This is a genomic window from Flavobacterium sp. KH_001, from assembly GCF_057840745.1.
In genome coordinates this window covers 438,692-464,727 of the sequence record NZ_CM174520.1, presented here as the reverse complement: position 1 = coordinate 464,727, position 26,036 = coordinate 438,692, and the positions used below count along the sequence as shown (strand labels likewise).

39 protein-coding genes are annotated in these 26,036 nt (G+C 33.7%); 38 read left to right on the top strand and 1 reads right to left on the bottom strand.

Going from position 1 to position 26,036, the window contains the following annotated elements:
- Nucleotide 1 precedes the first annotated feature (1 nt).
- From rpsJ to ctlX, 34 genes are all read left to right on the top strand, one after another.
- Nucleotides 2–307, top strand: a complete 306-nt coding sequence (gene rpsJ, locus AC3ITQ_RS02215; RefSeq protein WP_007803605.1) for a 30S ribosomal protein S10 — start codon at nt 2–4, stop codon at nt 305–307.
- A 403-nt stretch (nt 308–710) separates the two neighbouring features.
- Nucleotides 711–1,328, top strand: a complete 618-nt coding sequence (gene rplC / locus AC3ITQ_RS02210; RefSeq protein ID WP_007803612.1) for a 50S ribosomal protein L3 — start codon at nt 711–713, stop codon at nt 1,326–1,328.
- The gene (rplD, locus tag AC3ITQ_RS02205; protein ID WP_026982957.1) at nt 1,328–1,957 is read left to right on the top strand and encodes a 50S ribosomal protein L4; all 630 of its coding nucleotides are present in this window, start codon (nt 1,328–1,330) and stop codon (nt 1,955–1,957) included. Before rplC ends, rplD begins: the two co-directional genes overlap by 1 nt.
- A 7-nt stretch (nt 1,958–1,964) precedes the next feature.
- Entirely contained in the window at nt 1,965–2,255 is a 291-nt protein-coding gene (gene rplW / locus AC3ITQ_RS02200; protein WP_017495018.1) for a 50S ribosomal protein L23, read from the top strand.
- A 9-nt stretch (nt 2,256–2,264) separates the two neighbouring features.
- A complete protein-coding gene (rplB, locus tag AC3ITQ_RS02195; RefSeq protein WP_007803623.1) occupies nt 2,265–3,089 on the top strand; it encodes a 50S ribosomal protein L2 in 825 nt (274 codons plus the stop codon).
- Nucleotides 3,090–3,095: 6 nt separating this feature from the next.
- A complete protein-coding gene (gene rpsS, locus AC3ITQ_RS02190) occupies nt 3,096–3,374 on the top strand; it encodes a 30S ribosomal protein S19 (protein ID WP_012022488.1) in 279 nt (92 codons plus the stop codon).
- A 6-nt stretch (nt 3,375–3,380) separates the two neighbouring features.
- A complete protein-coding gene (gene rplV / locus AC3ITQ_RS02185; RefSeq protein ID WP_007803631.1) occupies nt 3,381–3,794 on the top strand; it encodes a 50S ribosomal protein L22 in 414 nt (137 codons plus the stop codon).
- Nucleotides 3,795–3,799: 5 nt separating this feature from the next.
- Entirely contained in the window at nt 3,800–4,561 is a 762-nt protein-coding gene (rpsC, locus tag AC3ITQ_RS02180) for a 30S ribosomal protein S3 (protein ID WP_007803635.1), read from the top strand.
- Between the two features lie 19 nt (nt 4,562–4,580).
- A complete protein-coding gene (rplP, locus tag AC3ITQ_RS02175; protein ID WP_007803637.1) occupies nt 4,581–5,006 on the top strand; it encodes a 50S ribosomal protein L16 in 426 nt (141 codons plus the stop codon).
- Between the two features lie 13 nt (nt 5,007–5,019).
- Nucleotides 5,020–5,211, top strand: a complete 192-nt coding sequence (gene rpmC, locus AC3ITQ_RS02170; RefSeq protein ID WP_007803639.1) for a 50S ribosomal protein L29 — start codon at nt 5,020–5,022, stop codon at nt 5,209–5,211.
- Between the two features lie 17 nt (nt 5,212–5,228).
- Nucleotides 5,229–5,489 carry a 30S ribosomal protein S17 gene (gene rpsQ, locus AC3ITQ_RS02165; protein WP_007803646.1) on the top strand — a complete coding sequence of 87 codons (261 nt, stop codon included), beginning with the start codon at nt 5,229–5,231 and terminating at the stop codon, nt 5,487–5,489.
- A 2-nt stretch (nt 5,490–5,491) separates the two neighbouring features.
- Nucleotides 5,492–5,860, top strand: coding sequence for a 50S ribosomal protein L14 (gene rplN, locus AC3ITQ_RS02160; RefSeq protein ID WP_007803649.1), 369 nt, complete (start codon nt 5,492–5,494; stop codon nt 5,858–5,860).
- Between the two features lie 11 nt (nt 5,861–5,871).
- Nucleotides 5,872–6,186: a 50S ribosomal protein L24 gene (gene rplX / locus AC3ITQ_RS02155; RefSeq protein WP_007803650.1), complete on the top strand. Its 315-nt coding sequence runs from the start codon at nt 5,872–5,874 to the stop codon at nt 6,184–6,186.
- Nucleotides 6,187–6,188: 2 nt separating this feature from the next.
- Nucleotides 6,189–6,740 (top strand): 50S ribosomal protein L5, encoded by a 552-nt coding sequence (gene rplE / locus AC3ITQ_RS02150; RefSeq protein ID WP_017495015.1) that lies wholly within the window; start codon nt 6,189–6,191, stop codon nt 6,738–6,740.
- A 3-nt stretch (nt 6,741–6,743) separates the two neighbouring features.
- Entirely contained in the window at nt 6,744–7,013 is a 270-nt protein-coding gene (gene rpsN, locus AC3ITQ_RS02145) for a 30S ribosomal protein S14 (RefSeq protein WP_007803655.1), read from the top strand.
- A gap of 105 nt (nt 7,014–7,118) precedes the next feature.
- Complete coding sequence (gene rpsH, locus AC3ITQ_RS02140; protein ID WP_029272051.1) at nt 7,119–7,517, top strand: 30S ribosomal protein S8; 399 nt, start codon at nt 7,119–7,121, stop codon at nt 7,515–7,517.
- Between the two features lie 18 nt (nt 7,518–7,535).
- Complete coding sequence (gene rplF, locus AC3ITQ_RS02135) at nt 7,536–8,078, top strand: 50S ribosomal protein L6 (RefSeq protein ID WP_489236634.1); 543 nt, start codon at nt 7,536–7,538, stop codon at nt 8,076–8,078.
- 11 nt (nt 8,079–8,089) lie between these two features.
- Nucleotides 8,090–8,440, top strand: coding sequence for a 50S ribosomal protein L18 (gene rplR / locus AC3ITQ_RS02130; RefSeq protein ID WP_072974805.1), 351 nt, complete (start codon nt 8,090–8,092; stop codon nt 8,438–8,440).
- A gap of 3 nt (nt 8,441–8,443) precedes the next feature.
- Entirely contained in the window at nt 8,444–8,968 is a 525-nt protein-coding gene (gene rpsE / locus AC3ITQ_RS02125; RefSeq protein WP_085950926.1) for a 30S ribosomal protein S5, read from the top strand.
- Nucleotides 8,969–8,980: 12 nt separating this feature from the next.
- The gene (rpmD, locus tag AC3ITQ_RS02120) at nt 8,981–9,163 is read left to right on the top strand and encodes a 50S ribosomal protein L30 (RefSeq protein WP_017495010.1); all 183 of its coding nucleotides are present in this window, start codon (nt 8,981–8,983) and stop codon (nt 9,161–9,163) included.
- 11 nt (nt 9,164–9,174) lie between these two features.
- Nucleotides 9,175–9,627, top strand: coding sequence for a 50S ribosomal protein L15 (gene rplO, locus AC3ITQ_RS02115; RefSeq protein ID WP_026982954.1), 453 nt, complete (start codon nt 9,175–9,177; stop codon nt 9,625–9,627).
- Between the two features lie 13 nt (nt 9,628–9,640).
- On the top strand, nt 9,641–10,987 hold the full coding sequence (secY, locus tag AC3ITQ_RS02110) for a preprotein translocase subunit SecY (RefSeq protein WP_489236633.1): 1,347 nt from the start codon (nt 9,641–9,643) through the stop codon (nt 10,985–10,987).
- A gap of 7 nt (nt 10,988–10,994) precedes the next feature.
- On the top strand, nt 10,995–11,210 hold the full coding sequence (gene infA, locus AC3ITQ_RS02105; RefSeq protein ID WP_007136545.1) for a translation initiation factor IF-1: 216 nt from the start codon (nt 10,995–10,997) through the stop codon (nt 11,208–11,210).
- 12 nt (nt 11,211–11,222) lie between these two features.
- Entirely contained in the window at nt 11,223–11,339 is a 117-nt protein-coding gene (gene ykgO, locus AC3ITQ_RS02100) for a type B 50S ribosomal protein L36 (RefSeq protein ID WP_072945378.1), read from the top strand.
- 2 nt (nt 11,340–11,341) lie between these two features.
- On the top strand, nt 11,342–11,716 hold the full coding sequence (gene rpsM / locus AC3ITQ_RS02095) for a 30S ribosomal protein S13 (protein WP_056245953.1): 375 nt from the start codon (nt 11,342–11,344) through the stop codon (nt 11,714–11,716).
- A gap of 8 nt (nt 11,717–11,724) precedes the next feature.
- A complete protein-coding gene (gene rpsK, locus AC3ITQ_RS02090; protein WP_007803677.1) occupies nt 11,725–12,108 on the top strand; it encodes a 30S ribosomal protein S11 in 384 nt (127 codons plus the stop codon).
- 95 nt (nt 12,109–12,203) lie between these two features.
- Nucleotides 12,204–12,809 (top strand): 30S ribosomal protein S4, encoded by a 606-nt coding sequence (gene rpsD, locus AC3ITQ_RS02085; RefSeq protein WP_026982953.1) that lies wholly within the window; start codon nt 12,204–12,206, stop codon nt 12,807–12,809.
- A gap of 21 nt (nt 12,810–12,830) precedes the next feature.
- Nucleotides 12,831–13,823 (top strand): DNA-directed RNA polymerase subunit alpha, encoded by a 993-nt coding sequence (locus tag AC3ITQ_RS02080; protein ID WP_026109818.1) that lies wholly within the window; start codon nt 12,831–12,833, stop codon nt 13,821–13,823.
- A 36-nt stretch (nt 13,824–13,859) separates the two neighbouring features.
- Nucleotides 13,860–14,348: a 50S ribosomal protein L17 gene (gene rplQ, locus AC3ITQ_RS02075; RefSeq protein ID WP_007803683.1), complete on the top strand. Its 489-nt coding sequence runs from the start codon at nt 13,860–13,862 to the stop codon at nt 14,346–14,348.
- Nucleotides 14,349–14,593: 245 nt separating this feature from the next.
- A complete protein-coding gene (gene carA, locus AC3ITQ_RS02070; protein WP_489236632.1) occupies nt 14,594–15,712 on the top strand; it encodes a glutamine-hydrolyzing carbamoyl-phosphate synthase small subunit in 1,119 nt (372 codons plus the stop codon).
- Nucleotides 15,713–15,812: 100 nt separating this feature from the next.
- A complete protein-coding gene (eno, locus tag AC3ITQ_RS02065) occupies nt 15,813–17,105 on the top strand; it encodes a phosphopyruvate hydratase (RefSeq protein WP_056195292.1) in 1,293 nt (430 codons plus the stop codon).
- Nucleotides 17,106–17,260: 155 nt separating this feature from the next.
- Complete coding sequence (locus AC3ITQ_RS02060; protein ID WP_489236631.1) at nt 17,261–18,538, top strand: citrate synthase; 1,278 nt, start codon at nt 17,261–17,263, stop codon at nt 18,536–18,538.
- Between the two features lie 65 nt (nt 18,539–18,603).
- Complete coding sequence (locus AC3ITQ_RS02055; protein ID WP_489236630.1) at nt 18,604–19,518, top strand: dimethylarginine dimethylaminohydrolase family protein; 915 nt, start codon at nt 18,604–18,606, stop codon at nt 19,516–19,518.
- Between the two features lie 115 nt (nt 19,519–19,633).
- A complete protein-coding gene (ctlX, locus tag AC3ITQ_RS02050; protein ID WP_489236629.1) occupies nt 19,634–20,569 on the top strand; it encodes a citrulline utilization hydrolase CtlX in 936 nt (311 codons plus the stop codon).
- 75 nt (nt 20,570–20,644) lie between these two features.
- Here ctlX and AC3ITQ_RS02045 read toward each other — a convergent pair whose 3' ends face one another.
- On the bottom strand, nt 20,645–21,274 hold the full coding sequence (locus AC3ITQ_RS02045; RefSeq protein ID WP_375033703.1) for a MarC family NAAT transporter: 630 nt from the start codon (nt 21,272–21,274) through the stop codon (nt 20,645–20,647).
- A 151-nt stretch (nt 21,275–21,425) separates the two neighbouring features.
- Between AC3ITQ_RS02045 and AC3ITQ_RS02040 the strand changes: the two genes are divergently transcribed.
- From AC3ITQ_RS02040 to AC3ITQ_RS02025, 4 genes are all read left to right on the top strand, one after another.
- On the top strand, nt 21,426–21,791 hold the full coding sequence (locus AC3ITQ_RS02040; protein WP_375033702.1) for a CoA-binding protein: 366 nt from the start codon (nt 21,426–21,428) through the stop codon (nt 21,789–21,791).
- Nucleotides 21,792–21,954: 163 nt separating this feature from the next.
- The gene (gene recR / locus AC3ITQ_RS02035) at nt 21,955–22,575 is read left to right on the top strand and encodes a recombination mediator RecR (protein ID WP_489236628.1); all 621 of its coding nucleotides are present in this window, start codon (nt 21,955–21,957) and stop codon (nt 22,573–22,575) included.
- A 71-nt stretch (nt 22,576–22,646) separates the two neighbouring features.
- Complete coding sequence (locus AC3ITQ_RS02030; RefSeq protein ID WP_489236627.1) at nt 22,647–23,435, top strand: polysaccharide biosynthesis/export family protein; 789 nt, start codon at nt 22,647–22,649, stop codon at nt 23,433–23,435.
- A 14-nt stretch (nt 23,436–23,449) separates the two neighbouring features.
- On the top strand, nt 23,450–25,900 hold the full coding sequence (locus AC3ITQ_RS02025) for an exopolysaccharide transport family protein (protein ID WP_489236626.1): 2,451 nt from the start codon (nt 23,450–23,452) through the stop codon (nt 25,898–25,900).
- Nucleotides 25,901–26,036: the final 136 nt, after the last annotated feature.

The following is a 26,036-nucleotide window of genomic DNA, read 5'->3' as shown; positions in this document are numbered from 1 at the left end:
AATGAGTCAAAAAATCAGAATAAAACTAAAATCTTACGATCACATGTTGGTAGATAAATCTGCTGAAAAGATCGTAAAAACAGTAAAAACTACTGGAGCAGTTGTAACAGGTCCAATTCCGTTACCAACTCACAAAAAACTTTTCACTGTGTTACGTTCTCCGCACGTTAACAAAAAAGCGAGAGAGCAATTTGAAGTAATGTCATACAAGAGATTGATTGATATTTATTCATCTTCATCTAAAACTATTGATGCATTAATGAAACTTGAATTGCCAAGTGGAGTTGAAGTAGAGATAAAAGTATAATTTTTTATTATATTTTATATAGAAAAGCGAGACAGTAATGTCTCGCTTTTTTTTGTTGTAATAGTTTCTTTTTTATGGTTTTTTAAATTATAAGTTTTTGGAATGCTGTATATTGTTTTTTGTGAAAGGCCTTTTATTTAGGGTGTTGCGGAAGATTTTTTAAGTTGGGATTATATAATTGTTAAGAAAAATGTTTCTTGGGGTTAAAATGATTATGGCGGATTTTTATAATAAAACTAGTAGAATTGAAAGAAGCTTTGAAGCTTGAATTTTGATAATGAGCGATTTAATTTTTGTAACTGTTTGGTATATTCAATTTTAATGTCTACTTTTGCACTCCCTGTTTGGAAATTTCTGTTATTTTCAAATTGAAGGGAATTTTAGTAATTAATAATTAATATTTATGTCTGGGTTAATTGGTAAAAAAATCGGCATGACTAGTATTTTCGACGAAAACGGGAAAAACATTCCTTGTACAGTAATCGAAGCTGGGCCGTGTGTTGTTACCCAAGTCAGAACCAAAGGTGTTGACGGGTACGAAGCGTTGCAACTAGGTTTCGATGACAAAAACGAGAAACATTCTACTAAAGCGGCTTTAGGTCACTTTAAAAAAGCTGGAACTGTTGCTAAGAAAAAAGTCGTTGAATTCCAAGATTTCGCAACTGAACAAAAATTAGGAGATCTTATTGATGTTTCTATTTTTGCTGAAGGAGAATTTGTAGATGTACAAGGTGTATCTAAGGGTAAAGGTTTTCAAGGTGTTGTAAAACGTCACGGATTTGGTGGTGTTGGTCAAGCAACTCATGGTCAACATAACCGTTTAAGAGCACCAGGTTCTGTGGGAGCTTCTTCTTATCCATCTAGAGTATTCAAAGGAATGCGTATGGCTGGAAGAATGGGAGGAGATAATGTAAAAGTACAAAACCTTAGAGTTTTAAAAGTAGTTGCTGAAAAGAACTTGCTTGTTATTAAAGGATGTGTTCCTGGACATAAAAACTCTTATGTAATCATTCAGAAGTAATGGAAGTAAAAGTATTAGATTTCAACGGAAAAGATACTGGAAGAAAAGTTCAACTTTCTGATTCAGTATTCGCAATTGAACCAAACAATCACGCTGTATACCTTGATGTTAAGCAATATCTTGCTAATCAAAGACAAGGTACTCACAAAGCTAAAGAAAGAGCTGAAGTGACGGGAAGTACACGTAAGATTAAAAAACAAAAAGGAACTGGTACGGCTCGTGCGGGAAGTATTAAAAATCCATTGTTTAAAGGTGGTGGAACAGTTTTTGGACCAAGACCAAGAAGTTATTCATTCAAATTGAATAAATCTTTGAAAAGATTGGCTAGAAAATCAGCTTTCTCAATCAAAGCAAAAGAGGCGAATATCATCGTTCTTGAAGACTTTAATTTTGAAGCGCCAAACACTAAAAATTTCATTAACGTTTTGAAAGCTTTAGGGTTAGAAAATAAAAAATCTCTATTTGTGTTGGGAGAGTCGAATAAAAATGTATATTTGTCCTCACGCAATTTAAAGGCTTCTAATGTCGTAACTAGCTCAGAATTAAGCACTTACGCTATTTTGAACACTAATAATTTAGTGCTTTTAGAAGGTTCTTTGGAGTTAATTGAAGAAAATTTAAGCAAATAATAGGAATATGAGTATCATAATTAGACCTATAGTAACAGAAAAAGTAACCAAAGAAAGTGAAGTTTTAAACCGCTTCGGATTCGTTGTTGACAAAAAAGCAAACAAAGTTCAAATTAAGAAAGCTGTTGAAGCTGCTTATGGAGTAACTATCGTTTCAGTTAACACGATGAACGTAAGACCGGATAGAACTACAAAATACACTAAAAGTGGTTTGATCAGTGGAAAGACAAATGCAATTAAGAAAGCGATTGTTCAAGTACAAGAAGGAGAAACAATTGATTTTTACAACAATATCTAAGATAGAAAAATGTCAGTAAGAAAATTAAAACCTATTACCCCAGGTCAGCGATTTAGAGTTGTGAATGGTTATGACGCCATTACAACTGATAAGCCGGAACGCTCTTTGATAGCGCCGATAAAAAACTCTGGAGGTAGAAATAGTCAAGGAAAGATGACCATGCGTTATACGGGTGGTGGTCACAAGCAGAGATATCGTATTATTGATTTCAAAAGAACTAAAGACGGAATTCCGGCTACTGTGAAATCAATCGAATACGATCCAAATCGTACTGCATTTATCGCTTTATTAGCTTATGCTGATGGAGAGAAAACTTATGTAATTGCTCAAAACGGATTGAAAGTTGGTCAGAAATTAGTTTCTGGTCCAGAATCTCAACCGGAAATTGGTAATACATTGCCTTTAAGTAGAATTCCTTTAGGAACTGTAATCTCTTGTATTGAGTTGCGTCCAGGTCAAGGTGCGGTAATCGCTCGTTCAGCTGGTACATTTGCTCAATTAATGGCAAGAGATGGAAAATATGCTACAATTAAAATGCCATCTGGTGAAACAAGATTGATCTTGTTAACTTGTTCGGCTACAATTGGAGCTGTTTCTAATTCAGACCACCAATTAGTTGTATCAGGAAAAGCTGGTAGAACAAGATGGTTAGGAAGAAGACCTAGAACAAGACCTGTTGCAATGAACCCTGTTGATCACCCAATGGGTGGTGGAGAAGGACGTTCTTCTGGTGGACATCCACGTTCAAGAAATGGAATACCAGCAAAAGGTTATAGAACTCGTTCTAAGAAAAACCCGAGTAACAAGTATATCGTAGAACGTAGAAAGAAATAATAAGATATGGCACGTTCATTAAAAAAAGGACCTTTCGTTCATTATAAGTTAGACAAGAAAGTTCAGGAAAACGTAGAAAGTGGTAAAAATAGTGTAGTAAAGACTTGGTCTAGAGCTTCTATGATTACTCCAGATTTCGTTGGACAAACTATCGCAGTTCATAACGGTCGTCAATTTGTACCAGTTTACGTAACAGAAAACATGGTAGGTCACAAATTAGGAGAGTTTTCACCAACTAGATCTTTTAGAGGTCATGCTGGAGCAAAAAATAAAGGTAAAAAATAAGAAGCAATGGGAGTTCGTAAAAGAGAAACAGCAGATGCGAGAAAAGAGGCTAATAAGTCTATTGCTTTCGCAAAATTGAATAACTGCCCTACTTCACCTAGAAAAATGCGCTTAGTAGCGGACTTGGTAAGAGGTCAGAAGGTAGAAAGAGCACTTAACATCTTAAGATTCAGTTCTAAAGAGGCTTCAAGAAAATTAGAGAAACTATTATTATCTGCGATCAACAACTGGGAGCAAAAAAATAGTGAAGGTAATTTAGAAGAAGCTGGATTATTTGTTAAAGAGATCAGAGTAGATGGTGGAATGATGTTGAAAAGACTTCGTCCAGCTCCGCAAGGTCGTGCACACAGAATAAGAAAACGTTCTAATCACGTAACAATCGTGCTTGGAGCTATCAATAACACACAAAGCAATTCTTAAGCAGCATGGGACAAAAGACAAATCCAATTGGAAATAGACTTGGTATCATCAGAGGGTGGGACTCAAACTGGTATGGTGGAAATGATTACGGTGATAAACTTGCCGAAGATCACAAAATCAGAAAGTATATCCACGCTCGTTTATCAAAAGCTAGTGTATCAAAAGTAATCATCGAGAGAACTTTGAAACTTGTAACCGTTACTATCACTACTGCTAGACCTGGTATCATTATCGGAAAAGGTGGACAAGAGGTAGACAAGTTAAAAGAAGAACTTAAGAAAGTTACTGACAAAGAGGTTCAAATCAACATCTTTGAAATTAAAAGACCCGAATTAGATGCTTATCTTGTGGCGACAAGCATCGCTCGTCAAATCGAAAGCCGTATTTCTTACAGACGTGCAATCAAAATGGCTATTGCTGCTTCTATGCGTATGAACGCTGAAGGTATCAAAGTTTTGATTTCTGGTCGTTTGAATGGTGCTGAGATGGCGCGTTCAGAAGGTTTCAAAGAAGGTAGAATTCCTCTATCAACTTTCAGAGCTGACATTGATTATGCTTTGGCTGAAGCTCATACTACTTACGGTAGAATGGGTATCAAAGTATGGATCATGAAAGGTGAAGTTTATGGAAAGAGAGATCTTTCTCCGCTTGCAGGAATGGATAAAAAACAATCTGGAACTGGTGGCGGTAAAGGTGGAGATTCTCCGAGAGGAGACAGAAAACCTTTTAATAAAGGTGGTAAACCAGACGCTCGTAAAAGAAAGTAAATTTTTAAACTAAAGAAAAATGTTACAGCCTAAAAGAACAAAATACCGTAAGGTACAGAAGGGTAAAATGAAAGGTAACTCTCAAAGAGGGCATGAACTTTCTAATGGAATGTTTGGTATTAAATCTGTACATGAAGATGGAATGTTCTTAACTTCTCGTCAAATCGAAGCTGCACGTATTGCTGCAACTCGTTTCATGAAGAGAGAAGGACAATTATGGATCAAAATATTTCCAGACAAACCAATTACTAAGAAGCCTCTTGAGGTACGTATGGGTAAAGGTAAAGGTGCCGTTGAATATTGGGCTGCCGTTGTTAAACCCGGAAGAATTATGTTTGAAGTTGGAGGAGTTCCTTTATCAGTTGCAAAAGAGGCTTTACGTCTTGCAGCTCAAAAGCTTCCAGTAAAAACTAAATTCGTCGTTGCTAGAGATTTCGAAGCATAATTAAATTTATATTATGAAACAATCAGAAATAAAAGATCTTTCTGCAGCGGAGTTGCAAGAAAAACTTAGTCAAACTAAGAAAATATATGCTGACCTAAAAATGGCTCACGCTATTTCTCCAATTGAGAATCCACTTCAGATTAGAAGTGTAAGAAGAACAGTTGCAAGATTGGCTACAGAGTTAACTAAAAGAGAGTTACAATAATTGTATTCTGCTGAAAGATGGAAGAAAAAAGAAATTTAAGAAAAGAAAGAATAGGTGTTGTTACTTCAAATAAAATGGATAAGTCTATTGTTATTGCTGAAGTAAGAAAAGTAAAACACCCATTATACGGTAAGTTCGTGTTGAAAACAAAGAAATACGTTGCACACGACGAAACAAACGACTGTAACATTGGAGATACTGTAAGAATTAGCGAAACGCGTCCTTTAAGTAAAACAAAATGTTGGAGATTAGTTGAAATCTTAGAAAGAGCTAAATAATTATGGTACAACAGGAATCAAGACTAAAAGTAGCAGATAACACGGGAGCAAAAGAAGTTTTAACTATCCGTGTTTTAGGAGGTACCAAAAGAAGGTATGCCTCTGTTGGTGACAAGATTGTAGTATCTATTAAAGATGCAACTCCTAACGGTAACGTTAAAAAAGGAGCTGTTTCAACTGCAGTTGTTGTACGTACCAAAAAAGAAGTGAGAAGAGCTGATGGTTCTTATATCCGTTTCGATGATAATGCATGTGTTCTTTTGAACGCTGCAGGGGAAATGAGAGGAACACGTGTTTTTGGTCCGGTAGCAAGAGAACTTCGTGAAAAACAATTCATGAAAATTGTATCATTAGCACCAGAAGTGCTTTAATTCGTTTTAAGATGATAAAGCTAAAAATAAAATCAGGAGATATCGTAAGAGTTATTGCTGGAGACCATAAAGGTGCTGAAGGTAAAGTTTTACGTGTTTACCGTGAGAAAAATAAAGCGATAGTTGAAGGTGTAAACATGGTTTCGAAACATACAAAACCAAGTGCTAAAAACCCTCAAGGTGGTATCGTTAAGAAAGAAGCTTCTATACAAATATCTAACATTTCACTAATTGATCCTAAAACAAAGGAAACAACTAGAGTTGGTATTAGAGTAGAGGGAGATAAGAAAGTAAGATTTTCAAAAAAATCTAATCAAGTACTATAGTAATGGCATATACACCTAGACTAAAAGAAGAATATAAGAGTAGAGTAATCTCTGCTCTTAAAGAGGAATTCGGATATACAAACGTAATGCAAGTTCCAAAACTTGAAAAAATCGTTTTGAGCCGTGGAGTTGGTGCAGCTGTATCTGATAAAAAACTTATTGACTATGCAGTTGATGAGTTAACAAAGATCACTGGACAAAAAGCAGTATCTACAATTTCAAAGAAAGACGTTGCGTCTTTCAAATTGAGAAAAGGGATGCCTATTGGAGCAAAAGTTACTTTACGTGGTGAAAGAATGTATGAGTTTTTAGATAGACTTATTACTTCTGCTTTACCGCGCGTTAGAGATTTTAGTGGTATCAAAGCTACTGGTTTCGACGGAAGAGGTAATTACAATCTTGGAGTTTTAGAGCAAATCATTTTCCCAGAAATTGATATTGACAAAGTAAACAAAATTTCAGGAATGGATATTACATTTGTTACTACTGCAAAAACAGACAAGGAAGCAAAGTCATTATTGGCTGAATTAGGATTACCTTTTAAAAAGAATTAAGACATGGCTAAAGAATCAATGAAAGCCCGTGAGGTGAAAAGAGAGAAAACGGTAGCTAAGTATGCTGAAAAAAGAAAAGCTTTGAAAGAAGCTGGAGATTTTGAAGGATTACAAAAATTACCGAAAAATGCTTCACCAGTTCGTTTACACAATCGTTGTAAATTAACAGGTAGACCAAGAGGTTATATTCGTCAATTTGGTATTTCACGTGTAACTTTCCGTGAGATGGCTAATAATGGATTAATTCCTGGAGTTAAAAAGGCGTCTTGGTAATCTCGCAATAAGTTACTACTTTTGCAAACCAAAAAATAATTTTTAATTGATTAAAGGTTCGGGAGGCGAGTGCCTCCCGAAAACCATAATCGCAATCAAATACATATGTATACAGATCCTATTGCAGATTATTTGACTAGAGTTCGTAACGCTGTGGCTGCAAACCACAAAGTTGTTGAAATTCCAGCTTCTAATCTTAAAAAAGAAATAACTAAGATCTTATTTGATCAAGGTTATATCTTGAGTTACAAATTTGAGACGAACACTGTTCAAGGTTCTATCAAAATCGCTTTGAAGTATGATAAAGATACTAAAGAGCCTGTAATTAAAGATATCCAAAGAATTAGTAAACCTGGTTTACGTAAATATGCAGGTGCTGCCAAATTACCAAGAATCCTTAATGGATTAGGAATTGCTATTGTTTCAACTTCAAAAGGTCTTATGACTGGAAAACAAGCGAAACAATTAAATGTAGGTGGTGAAGTAATTTGTTACGTATACTAATTTTAAAGACTAAATAAGATGTCAAGAATAGGTAAAAGCCCAATTGTAGTCCCTGCTGGCGTAACTGTAGAAGTTAAAGACGGTATTATTACAGTAAAAGGAAAAAAAGGTCAACTTACTCAGGAGTTTTCGGACGTAACTGTAACAGTTGAAGGCGATCAGGTTCAAGTTGAAAGATCGTCTGATCATAAAGACCAAAGAGCAAAACACGGATTATACAGATCATTAATCAATAATATGATTATTGGTGTATCAGAAGGTTTTACAAAAGAACTAGAATTAGTTGGAGTTGGTTATAGAGCTTCAAACCAAGGTCAAAAATTAGATTTAGCACTTGGATATTCTCACAATATTGTTTTAGAAATTGCTCCAGAAGTAGCTTTAGAAACAATATCTGAAAAAGGTAAAAACCCTATCGTAAAATTAACATCATTTGATAAACAACTTTTAGGTCAGGTTGCTGCGAAAATCAGAGGTTTCCGTAAGCCAGAGCCATACAAAGGAAAAGGTGTTAAATTTGTGGGTGAAGTATTAAGAAGAAAAGCAGGTAAATCAGCTTAAAAAATAAGATTATGTCATTAACAAAATCTGATAGAAGACAGAGAATTAGATTCAGAATTAGAAAATCGATTAGTGGTACTGCTACTAACCCAAGACTATCTGTATTTAGAAGTAACAAAGAAATTTACGCTCAACTTATTGATGATGTAAATGGAGTTACTATATTAGCTGCATCTTCAAGAGAAAAAGAAATAGGAAAAGGTACTAACGTTGAAGTAGCTGCTGCTGTTGGAAAACTAGTTGCTGAAAAAGCGTTAAAAGCTGGGATTGATACCATCACTTTTGATAGAGGAGGTTATTTATATCACGGTCGTATTAAATCATTAGCAGAAGGCGCAAGAGCGGCTGGACTTAAATTCTAATATATTATGTCTAAATACAAAAATGTAGAATTGGTAAAACCAAGTGGTCTTGAACTTAAAGATCGTCTGGTAAGTGTTAATCGTGTTACTAAAGTTACAAAAGGTGGTAGAGCTTTCGGTTTTTCTGCTATTGTAGTTGTAGGTGATGAAAATGGAGTAGTTGGTCACGGATTAGGAAAATCTAAAGACGTTTCTGAAGCAATTGCGAAAGCAGTAGAAGATGCTAAGAAAAATTTAGTAAAAATTCCTTTGAATGGACAATCTGTTCCTCACGAACAAAAAGGTAAATTTGGTGGTGCACGTGTATTCTTAATTCCTGCTTCTCATGGTACAGGAGTTATTGCTGGTGGAGCTGTTCGTTCAGTTCTTGAATCAGTAGGTATTCACGATGTATTGTCTAAATCTCAAGGATCATCAAATCCTCATAACGTAGTGAAAGCAACTTTTGATGCTTTATTACAAATGAGAAGCGCTCACACTGTTGCAAAACAAAGAGGTGTTTCTTTAGAAAAAGTTTTTAAAGGTTAATTCAAGGAAATTATGGCTAAATTATTAGTAAAACAAGTAAGAAGCAAAATCAACTGTCCTCTTTCTCAAAAGAGAGGTTTGGAAGCTTTAGGTCTACGTAAAATGGGACAAGTTGTAGAGCATGATTCAAACCCTGCTATCCTTGGTATGATAAACAAAGTTAAACACTTAGTTTCTGTTGAAGAAGCTAAATAACAAATACTGTTATGAATTTAAGTAACTTACAACCAGCTGAAGGATCAACGCACAATCAAAATAAAAGATTAGGTAGAGGAGAAGGTTCTGGAAAAGGTGGCACTGCTGCAAGAGGTCACAAAGGGGCAAAATCTCGTTCTGGTTATTCTAAAAAGATTGGTTTTGAAGGAGGGCAAATGCCACTTCAAAGACGTGTGCCTAAGTTTGGTTTCACAAACATCAATCGTAAAGAATACGAAGGTGTTAATTTAGATACGCTTCAATTATTAGTAGACAATGGTGTGATTACTGATTCTGTTTCTATGACAGATTTCGTAGCAAATCGTCTAGCTACCAAAAATGAGATCGTTAAGATTTTAGGTAGAGGAGAATTGAAAGCAAAATTAAAAGTAACTGCCCACAAATTTACTGCTACTGCAAAAGCTGCTATTGAGGCTGCTGGTGGAGAAGCTGTAACTATATAACTTATCTATTAAGATGAAGAAATTTATTGAATCAATAAGTAATGTTTGGAAAATCGAAGAACTGAAAAACAGAATCTTAATTACATTAGGATTGCTTTTAGTATATCGTTTTGGTGCACACGTTACGCTTCCTGGAATTGATGCAACTCAATTAACTGGTTTAGCGGGACAAACTAAAAATGGTTTAGGATCTATCCTAGACATGTTTACTGGGGGTGCTTTCTCTAAAGCTTCAGTTTTTGCTTTAGGTATTATGCCTTATATTTCTGCGTCTATTGTGGTTCAGTTGATGGGAATTGCTATTCCTTATTTACAAAAACTTCAAAACGATGGAGAAAGTGGTAGAAAAAAGATTAATCAAATCACTCGTTGGTTGACTATAGCTATTACACTGGTTCAAGGTCCAACTTATATCTATAATTTATACAGAACATTGCCTGGTAGTGCATTCTTACTAGGCTTTAATTCTCCTGAATTTTTGTTCTCATCTGTTATCATTTTAGTGACAGGTACAATCTTTGCTATGTGGCTTGGAGAGAAAATTACAGATAAAGGTATTGGAAATGGAATTTCATTATTAATTATGGTTGGTATCTTAGCTCGTTTACCTCAAGCTTTTATTCAAGAGTTTACAACGAGAGTTACCAATAACAATGGAGGTCCAATGTTATTAGTTATTGAAATTATTGTGTGGTTATTAGTGATTATTGCTTGTGTATTGCTTACAATGGCAGTACGTAGAATCCCGGTTCAATACGCTCGTCGTACAACAACTGGTGATTATGAGCAAGATTTAACAGGTGGTAATAGACAATGGATTCCTCTTAAGCTTAATGCTTCTGGAGTTATGCCAATCATTTTTGCTCAGGCAATTATGTTTATACCTGCAGCTGTAGCTGGATTGTCTAAATCAGACACATCACAATCTATTGTTGGAGCATTTAGTGATATGTTCGGTTTTTGGTATAATTTTGTATTTGCAACTTTAATTATTGTATTTACATTCTTCTACACTGCAATTACTGTTCCTACTAACAAAATGGCTGATGATTTAAAAAGAAGCGGTGGTTTTATCCCGGGAGTTCGTCCAGGTGCTGAAACTTCAGATTTCTTAGATAAAGTGATGTCTTTAATAACTTTCCCAGGATCTTTATTCCTTGCTTTGATTGCTGTGTTCCCAGCTATTGTTGTAAGTATTATGGATGTACAACAATCTTGGGCAATGTTTTTTGGAGGTACCTCATTAATAATTATGGTTGGAGTTGCAATAGATACTATTCAGCAAATCAATTCATACTTGTTAAACAAACATTATGATGGTTTAATGAAGACTGGTAAAAATAGAAAAGCGGTAGCTTAATATATTTATGGCAAAACAATCAGCAATAGAACAAGACGGATCAATCATTGAAGCATTGTCAAATGCGATGTTCCGTGTAGAGTTAGAAAATGGACATATTGTAATTGCTCATATTTCTGGTAAGATGCGTATGCATTACATCAAATTATTACCTGGTGATAAAGTGAAACTGGAAATGAGCCCTTATGATTTGTCAAAAGCAAGAATTACTTATCGATATTAAAGGATATTCACTATGAAAGTTAGAGCATCAGTAAAAAAGAGAAGTCCCGAGTGCATCATTGTGCGTAGAAAAGGGAGATTGTACGTAATAAACAAAAAGAATCCTAGATTTAAACAAAGACAAGGATAATTATGGCAAGAATAGCAGGGGTAGATATCCCAAAAAATAAAAGAGGTGTTATAGCACTTACCTATATCTTTGGATTAGGAAGAAGTAGAGCTATTGAGATTTTAGAAAAAGCTCAAGTTAGCCAAGACAAAAAAGTTCAAGATTGGAATGATGACGAGATCGGAGCAATTCGTGAAGCTGTTGGAGCATTCAAAATTGAAGGAGAATTACGTTCTGAAGTTTCTTTGAACATCAAACGTTTAATGGATATTGGTTGTTACAGAGGTATCCGTCATAGATCTGGTCTTCCGTTAAGAGGGCAAAGAACTAAAAACAACTCTAGAACAAGAAAAGGTAAAAGAAAAACTGTTGCTAACAAGAAAAAAGCAACTAAATAATAAGTAATATGGCTAAAGCAACTGCAAAAAAACGTAAAGTTATCGTTGAATCAACGGGAGAAGCTCATATTTCTGCTACCTTCAATAACATCATCATTTCTTTGACAAACAAAAAAGGTGAAGTTATTTCTTGGTCTTCAGCTGGTAAAATGGGTTTCAGAGGTTCTAAAAAGAATACTCCATACGCAGCTCAAATGGCAGCAGAAGATTGTAGTAAAGTAGCTCTTGAGGCTGGACTTAAAAAAGTAAAAGTTTATGTAAAAGGACCAGGAAACGGACGTGAGTCTGCTATTCGTTCTATTCATAACGGTGGAATTGAAGTTACTGAGATTATCGACGTTACTCCAATGCCTCATAACGGATGTCGTCCTCCAAAAAGACGTAGAGTTTAATTTTATTTATTCATAGTATAAACAAGGTAGAATATAGATTATCGAAGGATTTGACCTGAATTCATAATCTCTACCTTAAATTTAATTTTTTAGAAATGGCAAGATATACTGGTCCAAAAACTAGAATTGCTCGTAAATTTGGCGAAGCAATCTTCGGAGATGATAAATCTTTCGAAAAAAGAAATTATCCACCTGGACAACACGGGATGGCTAAAAAAAGAGGTAAAAAATCTGAGTACGCTGTTCAGTTAATGGAAAAGCAAAAAGCTAAATATTCTTACGGAATTTTAGAAAAACAATTCAGAAATTTATTCAAAAAAGCATCAGCTACTAAAGGTGTTACTGGTGAAGTTCTTTTACAATTATGTGAGGCAAGATTAGATAACGTTGTTTTTAGAATGGGTATCGCTCCTTCTAGAAGAGGTGCTAGACAATTAGTTTCTCACAGACACGTTACTGTTAATGGTGAAGTTGTAAATATCGCTTCTTACCACCTTAAACCTGGTGATAAAGTGGCAGTTCGTGAAAAATCTAAATCTTTAGAAGCTATCGAACGTTCTTTGTCAAATTCAAGTCATGTTTATGAATGGATTACTTGGAATAATGATCTTAAAGAAGGAACTTTTGTTTCTGTACCTGCAAGACTTCAGATTCCAGAAAACATTAAAGAACAATTAATCGTAGAGTTGTACAACAAATAATAATTGACTTAGTCGAAATTTATGGCAATATTTAATTTTCAAAAGCCCGATAAAGTTATCATGATCGATTCAACCGATTTTGAAGGTAAATTCGAATTTAGACCTTTAGAACCTGGTTATGGATTGACAGTTGGTAATGCACTTAGAAGAGTTTTGCTTTCAGCATTAGAAGGTTATGCAATTACATCTGTTCGTATCGAAGGTGTAGATCATGAGTTTTCTACTATTTCAGGTGTTGTTGAAGATGTTACCGAAATTATCCTTAATCTAAAACAAGTACGTTTCAAACGTCAGATCGAAGATATCGATAATGAAGCAGTTACAATTTCTGTTTCTGGTAAAGATCAATTAACAGCAGGTGATTTTCAAAAATTTATTTCAGGTTTTCAAGTTTTGAATCCAGACCTTGTTATCTGTAATTTAGATTCTAAAATCAAATTGAACTTCGATTTAACAATCGAGAAAGGTAGAGGATATGTTCCTGCTGAGGAGAACAAAAAACAGAATGCTGCAATTGGAACCATTTTTACAGACTCTATTTTTACTCCGGTAAAAAATGTAAAATATGCAATTGAAAACTTCCGTGTAGAGCAAAAAACAGATTACGAAAAATTAGTTTTTGAAATTAAAACTGATGGATCAATTAATCCAAAAGATGCTCTTACTGAAGCTGCTAAGGTTTTAATTCACCACTTCATGTTGTTTTCTGACGAAAGAATTACACTCGAGGCTGACGAAATTGCACAAACAGAATCGTATGATGAAGAGTCATTGCATATGAGACAATTGCTTAAAACTAAGCTTGTTGATATGGATTTATCTGTGAGAGCATTAAATTGCTTGAAAGCGGCTGAAGTTGATACACTTGGTGATTTAGTATCGTTCAATAAAAATGACCTAATGAAATTCCGTAATTTTGGTAAAAAATCTTTAACAGAGCTAGATGAACTTGTAGCAGTTAAAAATTTAACTTTCGGAATGGATTTAGCTAAATACAAATTAGATAAAGAATAATTCAATCCGCCACGGCGGATTAAATTTAAAATAGCAATGAGACACGGAAAAAAATTCAATCACTTAAGCAGACAGACTGGACATAGAAAAGCTATGTTAGCTAATATGGCTTGTTCTCTTATTGAGCACAAACGTATTAACACTACTGTTGCTAAGGCTAAAGCGCTTAAACAATTCGTTGAGCCTTTAATCACAAAATCAAAAGAAGATACGACTCACAATCGTCGTATTGTTTTTGCTTACTTACGTAGCAAATATGCGGTAACTGACTTGTTCAGAGACGTAGCTGCTAAAGTTGGAGACCGTCCAGGTGGATACACTCGTATCATTAAAGTTGGAAATCGTTTGGGAGATAATGCTGATATGGCAATGATCGAACTTGTAGATTTCAATGAACTTTACAATGGAGGTAAAAAAGAAGTTAAAAAAGCAAAAAGCCGTCGTGGTGGTAAAGCAAAAAAAGCTGAGGAAACTACTGAGGCTCCAGCTGCTGAGTCAGAAACGACTACTGAAGCTTCTGAATAATTATGAAAGTAATGATTCTATAAAAATCAAGGATAAGCTAATTTTTAGTTTATCCTTTTTTTTTGATTTTTTTTAAAGAAATCAAAATATAACTTATTTGAATACTTAGGTTTTATTTTTATGAATGAAATTTTTAAAAAATCTTGGAAGCGCTCTTTTAAAGAAGTAAATTTGCAAAATATCTAATTACAAGTAAAACAAGTCTGGCTGGTTTTATACCGATTAAAAACAATACAAATTAAAGAATGAAATACACAACACGACAAAGCGCCATTTTATTACTAAGTGATGGAACAATTTTTCACGGAAAATCTATCGGGATCAGCGGTAAGACTTTTGGTGAAGTTTGTTTTAATACTGGAATGACGGGATATCAGGAGATTTTTACTGATCCTTCGTATTTTGGTCAAATTATGGTAGCTACTAATGCACACATTGGAAATTATGGTGTAAATGATTTAGAGATTGAATCTGATAGTATCAAAATTGCTGGTTTAGTTTGTAAAAACTTCAGTTTTAATTATTCTCGTGAAGATGCTTCAGGAAGTTTGGAGGATTATTTTGCAAAGCAAAATTTAATCTGTATTTCTGATGTTGATACTCGTGCACTTGTAAGTTATATACGTGACAATGGAGCTATGAATGCAGTTATTTGCACAGATGGGACTTCTATTGAAGAGCTAAAAAAAGAACTGGCAAATGTGCCAAATATGGAAGGTTTAGAGTTGGCATCAAAAGTTTCAACTGCTGAGCCTTATTTTTTTGGAGATGAAAATGCTACATATAAAATTTCTGCCTTAGATCTTGGGATAAAAAAGAATATATTGAGAAATCTTGCTAAAAGAGATTGCTATATTAAAGTTTTTCCATATAATTCTACTTATAAAGATTTAGCGTCGTTTAATCCAGATGGATATTTCCTGTCAAATGGACCTGGAGATCCGGATCCTCTATTTGGTGCTATCGAAGTAGCAAAAGAAATTTTAGCTAATGATAATCCTTTGTTCGGAATTTGTCTAGGACACCAAGTTATTGCTTTAGCAAATGGAGTTGAAACTTATAAAATGTTTAATGGACATCGTGGAATAAATCATCCGGTAAAAAATATTATTACTGGTAAAGGAGAAATTACTTCTCAAAATCATGGTTTTGCAGTTAATAAAGAGCAACTGGACAATCATCCTGATTTAGAAATTACACATCTGCATTTAAACGATGAAACAGTTGCTGGTATGAGAATGAAAAATAAAAATTGTTTTTCAGTTCAATATCATCCTGAAGCAAGTCCAGGACCACATGATTCTTCTTACTTGTTCGATCAGTTTGTTGAGAATATAAAACTAGCTACTGCTAAAACGATATAGTTAATAAATAAAGGTGTTTAATAGTAAGAATGCATTTTTTCTATTAAATATTTTTATAATTTCGAAAAAAAATATAATTTATTAATAAAAAACAAAAATAATGAGTATTATAATTAAAGTTCACGCAAGACAAATTTTTGATTCTAGAGGTAATCCTACTATTGAAGTTGATGTAGTAACTGAAAATGGAGTTTTAGGAAGAGCTGCTGTTCCATCTGGAGCATCTACTGGAGAGCACGAAGCTGTTGAATTACGTGACGGAGGAAAAGCATTTCTAGGAAAAGGAGTTTTAAATGCAGTGAATAATGTAAATACTGTTATTGCTGAAGAATTAGTTGGAACTTCTGTTTTCGAACAAAACACTATCGATCAATTAATGATTGATTTAGACGGAACGCCTAATAAATCTAAATTAGGAGCTAATGCTATTTTAGGAGTTTCTTTAGCTGCTGCAAAAGCTGCTGCAAATGAACTTGGATTGCCGTTGTACAGATATGTTGGTGGAGTTTCTGCTAATACATTACCTGTTCCGATGATGAACATCATCAATGGTGGTTCTCACTCTGATGCTCCAATTGCATTTCAGGAGTTTATGATTTTCCCTGTAAAGGCAACTTCATTTACACATGCTATGCAAATGGGAACTGAAATTTTTCACAGTTTGAAAAAAGTATTACACGACAGAGGTTTGAGTACTGCTGTAGGTGATGAAGGTGGTTTTGCGCCAAATTTAGCTGGTGGTACCGAAGACGCCTTGGATACAATTAAATTAGCAGTTGAAAAAGCAGGGTATTCTTTCGGTGACGAAATTATGATTGCTCTTGACTGTGCTGCTTCTGAGTTTTATGTAAACGGTAAATACGATTATACTAAATTTGAAGGTGAAACTGGAAAAATCAGAACTTCTGAAGAACAAGCTGATTATTTAGCTGAACTTGCTGCTAAATATCCAATTATTTCTATCGAAGATGGTATGTACGAAGATGACTGGAATGGATGGAAATATTTAACAGATAAAATTGGAGATAAAGTACAATTAGTAGGTGATGATTTATTTGTTACTAATGTTGAGCGTTTATCTACAGGTATTGAAAAAGGAATTGCAAATTCAATTTTAGTAAAAGTAAACCAAATTGGTACTTTAACTGAAACGATTGCTGCTGTAAATATGGCTAAGAATGCTGGTTATACTTCTGTAATGTCTCATCGTTCTGGAGAGACAGAAGATAATACTATTGCAGATTTAGCTGTAGCTTTAAACTGTGGTCAAATTAAAACAGGTTCTGCTTCTCGTTCTGATCGTATGGCAAAATACAATCAATTATTAAGAATTGAAGAAGAATTAGGAAGTACTGCTTATTTTCCAGGGTTAAAAGCTTTCAAAATTAAATAATTGTAAGGTTATATATAGATTTAAACCATCCATTTTTTAATGGGTGGTTTTTTTTTGGAGTTTTAACAAATTCATAGCAGTATTCCTTTTTTAATTAGTCTTAAATTCCTTAGATTTGATAAATTATTATTTTAAAGATTTATTTCCGATATATTATGTCAAAAATAGCTACATTAGAAGTAGATGGTCAAAAAATTGAGCTTCCGGTAATTACAGGGAGTGAAAATGAATCAGCTATCGATATTAACAAATTACGTGATTTAACTGGTATTATCACAATTGATCCTGGATATAAAAATTCTGGTTCTTGCAAAAGTGAAATTACTTTCTTAGACGGAGAATTAGGAATTTTGCGTTACAGAGGGTATTCAATAGAAGATCTGGCTGAAAAAGCTAGTTTTCTTGAAGTATCCTATCTTTTAATTTTTGGAGAATTGCCAACAGCTCAGGAATTAGAGCAGTTTGAAAATGGTATTAAAAAACATACTTTGGTAAACGAAGAAATGAAAAATATCATTGATGGATTTCCAAAAACAGCTCATCCAATGGGTGTTTTGTCAGCTTTGACAAGTGCATTAACAGCATTTAATCCAAAAGCTGTAAATGTAGATAATGAAAAAGAAATGTACGAGGCCATTTGTAAAACAATGGGGAAATTTCTTGTAATCGCTACATGGACTTATAGAAAATCAATGGGTTATCCGTTAAATTATTACGATAACACAACCGGCTATGTTGATAATTTTATGCAATTAATGTTTAAATTGCCTACTGGACCTTATGCAGCAAATCCTATTATAGTTGATGCTTTGGATAAATTGTTTATTCTTCATGCAGATCACGAACAAAATTGTTCTACATCTACAGTGAGAATGGTTGGTTCGTCTCATGCTGGTTTATTTGCTTCTATTTCAGCTGGAGTTTCGGCACTTTGGGGACCTCTTCATGGAGGTGCAAACCAAGCAGTGCTAGAAATGCTGGAGGAAATCAATAAAGATGGTGGGGATACTGATAAATTTTTAGCGAAAGCAAAAGATAAAAATGATCCTTTCCGTTTAATGGGATTTGGTCACAGAGTTTACAAAAACTTTGATCCAAGAGCTAAAATTATTAAAAAAGCAGCTAAAGAAGTATTAGAAACTTTAGGTGTTAATGACCCTATTTTAGAAATCGCTAAAAAGCTAGAATCAGCAGCTCTTGAAGATGATTACTTCAAATCAAGAAATTTGTATCCAAACGTAGATTTCTATTCTGGAATTATTTACAGAGCACTAGGAATTCCGACTGATATGTTTACAGTAATGTTTGCTATTGGAAGATTGCCAGGCTGGATCGCGCAATGGAAAGAAATGCGTGAAAATAAAGAGCCAATCGGAAGACCTAGGCAAATTTATACAGGACATCCTTTAAGAGACTTTAAGTCTAATAAATAAAATAACTTTAAAGCTTCACTTAACTGTGAAGCTTTTTTTATATTTGCTCAAAATATAATAGAGTTATGTTGCAATTAAATATAAAGAACGAAACGTCAAGATTGCGTGCAGTAGTTTTGGGTTCAGCCGTTCATAATGGGCCAACTCCATCTATTGATGAAGCCTATGATCCCAAATCATTGGAACATATTAAAGCTGGTACCTATCCTGTTGAAGAGGATATGGTTGTTGAAATGAATGCTTTTAATGCTGTTTTTCAAAAATATGATGTAACTGTTTATCGTCCGGAAATGATTGAAAATTACAATCAAATATTTGCAAGGGATATTGGCTTTGTAATTGATGATGTTTTTGTAAAATCAAATATTTTACCTGATAGAGAACGTGAGTTAGATGCAATTCAATATGTAATCGATCAAATGAATCCTCTAAAAGTAGTTCGTCCTCCTGAGGAAGTTCATATTGAAGGTGGAGATGTAATGCTTTGGAATGACCATATTTTTATAGGAACTTATAAAGGAAGTGATTATAAAGATTACATCACTGCAAGAACTAATATGCACGGTGTAAAATATATTAAAGAATTATTCCCTAATAAAATTGTCAAAGAATTTGATTTAGTAAAGTCTAAATTAGAAGCTCGTGATAATGCTTTGCATTTAGATTGTTGTTTTCAGCCTGTTGGAAAAGATAAAGGAATAATTTATAAAAGAGGTTTCCGTGAAGAGGCTGATTATCTTTATTTGGTAAATCTTTTTGGAAAAGAAAATCTATTTCATATTGAAAGAAACGAAATGTATAATATGTTTTCAAATGTCTTTTCAATAGATGAAAATGTAGTGGTTTCTGAGAAAAATTTTACCCGTCTGAACAATTGGCTTCGCGCTAATGGATTTACTGTTGAAGAAATTCCATATGCTGAAATTGCAAAGCAGGAAGGTTTGTTGAGATGTTCCACTTTACCATTAATTAGAGATTAGAAAATAAAGTTTCAAGTTCAGGTTTCAAGTTTCAGGTTGGTTACGAAACTTGAAACCTGACCCGAGAGCATTGCTCGAACAGGCGAAGCAAACTTGAAACAAAAAAATAAAGAAAATGAGACAAACAACAAATGCAATCGTAATGATTCGTCCAGTTGCTTTCAGAATGAATGAGCAAACGGCAGTGAATAATTACTATCAAAAAGTATTAGACGGACTTTTGCCAAGTACAGTAAATGCAAAAGCACAGCAAGAATTTGATGTTTTCGTGGAAAAACTAAGAGCTGTTGGAGTTGATGTTACGGTTATAGACGATAATTTGGAGACTGATACTCCAGATAGTATTTTTCCAAACAATTGGGTTTCTTTTCATGAAAATGGAGATGTAGCATTATATCCTATGTTTGCTGAAAATCGTCGTCAGGAACGTCGTGAAGACATTCTAGATACGCTTGAAGAGAAAGGTTTTGAGATTTCTAATATAATGGACTATACATCTGCTGAGGAAGATGGTTTTTTTCTGGAAGGAACAGGGAGTTTGCTTTTGGATCGTGCCAATGCAAAAGCATATTGCGCATTATCTCCACGTGCTGATGAAGAATTATTCATAGAGTTTTGTGAAGATTTTGATTACGCTCCAGTAATTTTTGAAGCATTTCAAACTGTTGACGGTGAACGTAAATTAATTTATCACACAAATGTGATGATGTGCCTGGGTGAAACTTTTGCAGTTATCTGTGCTGATTGTATCGATGATAAAAAAGAGCGTAAAATGGTTCTTGAAAATTTAAAAGCCGATAAAAAAGAGATTATTCTAATCACAGAAGTACAGGTGAATAATTTCGCAGGAAATATGTTAGAAGTTCGAGGTGCAAATGACAAGAAATACATTGTTATGAGTGCATCGGCACATCAAAGTTTGACACCAAAACAAATTGCTCAACTAGAAAATCATGCTGAAATTTTAAGCTCAAGCTTGGATACTATTGAAGCTTGCGGCGGAGGAAGCGCAAGATGTATGATGGCTGAAGTATTTTTACCAAGAAATTAAAGGAATCCATAGAATATAAAAAAGGGATATAATGTTATGTTATATCCCTTTTTATTTAGGTGAAGGTAAATCTATTTACATCAGATTTCCTTTGATAATGTTAATGATTGAACTTACTATATATTGAATACCAATTGATATTACGATAAATCCAACAATTCTGGAAATTGCGACAATTCCTGAAGCACCTAATATTCGGGCTAAATAATGAGCGCTTTTTAAAATGGCAAAAATGGCAACTGCAATTGCTAAAATGGCTAAACTCGAAATAATAATTTCATTCATTTGGTGATGTTCCTGATAGAAAGCAATCAATAATGATATTGAACCTGGTCCTGCTAACATAGGAATAGCTAATGGAGTTAAAGCAATGTCATTTCTTTGGTGAGCTTCATTTTCAATCTTTTTATTAATTCCTCTCTTTTTATTGAATTTGCCGGAAAGTAAAGAAAAACCTGAATTTACAATCACAATTCCGCCGGCAATTCGAAGCGCATCAATACTAATTCCGAAAAAAGTCAGAACATATTGACCGATAAAAAAAGAGACAATGAGAATAATGAAAACATTTATAGCTGTCCACAATGAAATACGGGATCGTTCTTTTTGAGAGTCATGTTGGGTAAGGCCTACAAATATTGGAACAGTACCAATTGGATTTAAAACAGAAAAAAGTGCAGCAAATAAATAAATGAAAAGATCCATAAAGTTTGGGTTAGTACTGTAAAAATAGATAATTTTTAATTGTTTAAAGTAAATTCATGTTAGGATAATGTTTTTTATTACTCCAATTCTACATTAATAACCTAAAACAAGCTCGTTCTTTTTGATTACTTTTGTACAATATTCTAAAATAATGAAAAATAAGAAAACTTTAGTTCTTGGAGCTACCACAAAATCAGATAGATATGCTTATAGAGCTATAAATATGTTGGTTCAAAAAGGACATACGGTATTGGCAATTGGTCAAAATACTGGCGAGGTTGCCGGAGTGAAAATTTACACGAAAGCAATTCCAGTTAAAAATATAGATACTGTAACTTTATACTTAAATCCTGCCCGTCAGCGCGATTATTATAATTATATTATCGAAGCGCAGCCAAAAAGAGTTGTTTTTAATCCTGGAACTGAAAATCCGGAATTATATCAATTGTTAGAGCTGAATAATATCAAGGCTGAAGTTGCTTGTACTTTGGTCTTATTGGCTACTAATCAATATTAAGTTTTTTAAGAGCTAATTCCGCTATCATTTTTAAGCAAACTTCAGGGAACTCTAATTAAATTAAAGCAGGGGGAAGTAATTTTTTTGTTTTTTAATAGAAAGCAATAGGATTTCCACTTCTATCGGCACTAAAAAGAAACATTAAAGTATTACTTTTGTCGTCATGGAATTTTCATCAAAATTAATAGAAAAAGCAGTTAATGAAATGTCTCAATTACCGGGAATTGGTAAACGCACGGCATTGCGATTGGTTCTTCATTTGCTAAAACAACCGAAAGAACAAACCGGTTTTTTGTCTCAGGCATTATTAAACATGCGGGAAGATATTAAATTTTGTGAGAGTTGCCACAATATTTCAGATACAAAAGTTTGTGAAATCTGTGCCAACCTTGCAAGAAATCATCAGACAATTTGTGTGGTTGAAGATATTCGGGATGTAATGGCTATCGAAAACACAGGTCAATATAAAGGAATCTATCATGTACTTGGGGGTAAGATTTCGCCAATTGAAGGTGTTGGTCCAAGTCAGTTAAATATTTCCGGTTTGGTTGAAAAAGTGAAAGGTGGAAAGGTAATAGAGATTATTTTTGCACTTAGTTCAACTATGGAGGGCGATACTACAAATTTTTATATTTATAAACAAATTGCTGAATCTGAGATTGTAATTTCAACAATTGCCAGAGGAATTGCTGTTGGTGACGAATTAGAATATGCTGATGAAATTACACTTGGAAGAAGTATTTTGCATCGTGTTCCGTTTGAAAAAACTTTCAAAAACAACTAAATAAGATTAAATAAAAGTTAGATTTCCTGAAAGTTAAAGGAAAAGCTATATTTGCGATAAATTTTTTAATAATGACAAGAAACGGCTTTTATATTGTACTATTAGTTAGTATGCTTTTTACATCCTGTATCCCTGTAAAGGATCTATGGTATTTGCAAGATAAAAATAGTACAGGTGAGCAAAATACGGTTTCTGCAGTTGAATCTAAACCGTACAGATTGCAGGTAAATGATATTATAAGTGTTAATATAAAGGCAATTGATCCAAAACTGGTTGCGATTTTTAATACCACAGAAAATGCGACAACAGCAAAGTCTGAATCCGCTTTGTATTTTGACGGATTTACGGTTGATGATCATGGTAATATTCGAATGCCGATTTTAGGAGAAATAAATGTTATTGGCTATACTCTTGAAGAAGTTAGGGTTAAAATTGAGAAAAAATTACTAGAAGAATATTTTAAAAGCGAAGCAAATGTTTTTGTAACAGTAAAACTTGCCGGTTTTAGATATACAATAAATGGAGAAGTTGGAAGCACAGGGACAAAAACATTGTTTCAGTCGCATGTAAATATTATGGAGGCAGTTGCTAACGCAGGAGATATAACTACTGTGGGTAATAGAAAAGCGGTAATGATAGTTCGTCAAACTCCAACTGGAGTTCAAATGAATGAAATTGATCTTACAGATGCTAACGTAATGAAATCACCTTATTATTATTTACAACCCAACGATTATATTTACGTAAAACCTTTGAGACAGAAAACTTGGGGAACGGGACAAACTGGTATTCAGTCAATCGGTACTATAATTACCTTATTGTCATTGGCGACAACAGTGTATTTAATTATCAAAAACTAAAGTAAATTCAATAAATGTTAGACATAAAAGATTTTTCCATTTTTGAAAATCATTCAAATTTTGATTTTAAAGGGTTTATACTAAAGATTCTTAGTTACTGGAAATGGTTTTTGGTTAGTTTAATCATTGCATTTACTATCGCCTATCAGGTAAACATTCGTAAAGAAAAGATTTACGGAATGAAAACAATGATTTCTATAAAGGAAGAAAGTAATCCGTTTTTTACATCTAACACAAGTTTAGTTTTTAATTGGGGAGGAATTTCAGATCAGGTAAACGGAATATCAACAATTTTACAATCAAGGTCTCACAATGAGTTAGTTGTAAGTAAGCTACAGTTTTATATTGATTATTTTACACAAGGAAAGTATAATTTGACAGATTCTTATGGTGCGGTTCCATTTTATGTTGATATTGATAAATCGAAAGGTCAGCTTGCGAATGTTCTGATTCGTATAAAATTTTTAAGCCCTAATGAATATGAAATTAGAATTCCATTTGAACAGAATTCAGTTTCATTGATTAATTATTCGGATAATTCATATTCCAGTACAGCTGTTCAGCCAGCCGAATTTGTGAAAAAATACAAAGTTGGAGAACAGGTTTTACTTCCGTTTCTAAATTGGAAATTACAGATTAATGATAATCCAGGTATTTATAACGGTAATGAATACTTTGTTCGATTCAATGATTTTGATGGAACAGTTTCTCGTTATAGAGGTATTAATGTTGATTCGGACGATAAAGGAGGTTCGATATTGACATTAGGAATGCAGGGAACTAATAAGGCTCGAATGGTCGAATATCTGAATGCGACAGTGAAAATGCTGATCAAAATTCAACTTGACGGTAAAAATCAGTTTGCTACTAATACAATACGATTCATTGATAGTACTCTTGTTGCAATGGAATCTCAATTAAAAGAAACCGGAAATGAATTAAAATCATTTAGAAAGGATAAGAATATCTACGAAATAGAAGGTGGTGGCGCTAAGTTTTCTGATAAAATTATGGATTTTGATGTAGAAAGGGATTTGGTTTCCAGAAAGATAGCTTATTATAATTCCCTAAAAATGTATTTGAATAATAGTGTAGATTATTCAAGATTACCAGCTCCGTCTGTTGCAGGAATTGAGGATCCAAATATTGTTGCCAGTGTCTCAAAACTTATAGCGCTTTCAACACAAAGATCTGAAATGGCGTACGCAGTAAAAAGTGAAAAGATTTTTAAAGATTTTGATAATCAGATGCAGGCCGTTAAAAGTGTACTGTTAGAAAATATAGCTTCCGCAAAAGCGTCATTATTGTATGATTTGTCTTTGGTAAATGCTAAAATTGGTCAGGCAGAAAATACGGTAAAAAGGCTTCCTGAAGAGCAACAGGAACTGTTGAAAATTAAAAGAAAGTATGATCTAAATGACAATATTTATACTGAATTTCTTCAAAAACGAAATGAAGCAGAAATCGTAAAAGCTTCTAATTTATCCGATATTCATTTTATAGATCCAGCAAAAGATATTGGAGGTGGTTTAATTGGACCTAAGACCTCAGTAAATTATGTTTTGGCTCTTTTTCTAGGTTTGTTGATTCCATTATTGTTTGTTTTTGGAATTTTCTTTATAAATAATTCAATTCAGAATACTGACGATATTAGTAAGTTGACGCAGATTCCGTTGATTGGTGTTATTGGTATTAATAAAGATAACGTGAGTCTGGCGGTATTTGATAAGCCTAAGTCGGTGCTTTCTGAAGGTTTTAGAACTATTCGCTCATCCTTACAGTTTTTGTATAAAAAACAACAGGTTAGTGGCTCTAAAACGTTAATGATAACTTCTTCTATTAGCGGGGAAGGAAAAACATTTTGCTCGATTAATATAGCAACTGTTTTTGCTTTAAGTGAAAAGAAAACAGTGATTATTGGTCTGGACTTAAGAAAACCAAGACTAGCAGATGAATTTAATTTGAAGAATTCAATAGGTGTTGTAAATTATTTAATTAAACAAAATAGTTTAGATGAAATTACTAATCCTACTCAAATTGCGAATCTTGATGTTATCCTTTCAGGGCCAATTCCGCCAAATCCTTCTGAGCTTATTTTAAGCGATGCAATGAAAGAATTGATAGATGAACTGAAGCAAAAATATGACTATATAATTTTAGATACACCGCCGGTTGGATTGGTTTCTGATGCAATAGAATTGGCTCAATATGCTGATGTTACCTTGTATATTGTAAGACAAAACTATACTAAAAAAGACATGATATCGTTGTTAAATACTAGAATAAAAAGAGGAGAACTTAACAATGCCAGTATTGTTTTTAATGGTTATGAAAATAAAGCGAAGTATGGATCTGGTTATGGCTATGGCTATGGTTCATATTCAAACGGATATCATGATGAAGAAGTTAAATTAAGTTTTTGGAAAACTATTTTAAACAAATTCACTAAAAATAATATGTCATAGATGAAAGTATCATCTCAAATACAGTTTTAATTCCCAGAGAGGTAGTTGTATGACTAGTTTTTAAGTAAGCAGAGATAAAGTAAATGCATATCAGGTTATGATTCGATTCCGTTGCATGAAGGGAATATGAAAAGCT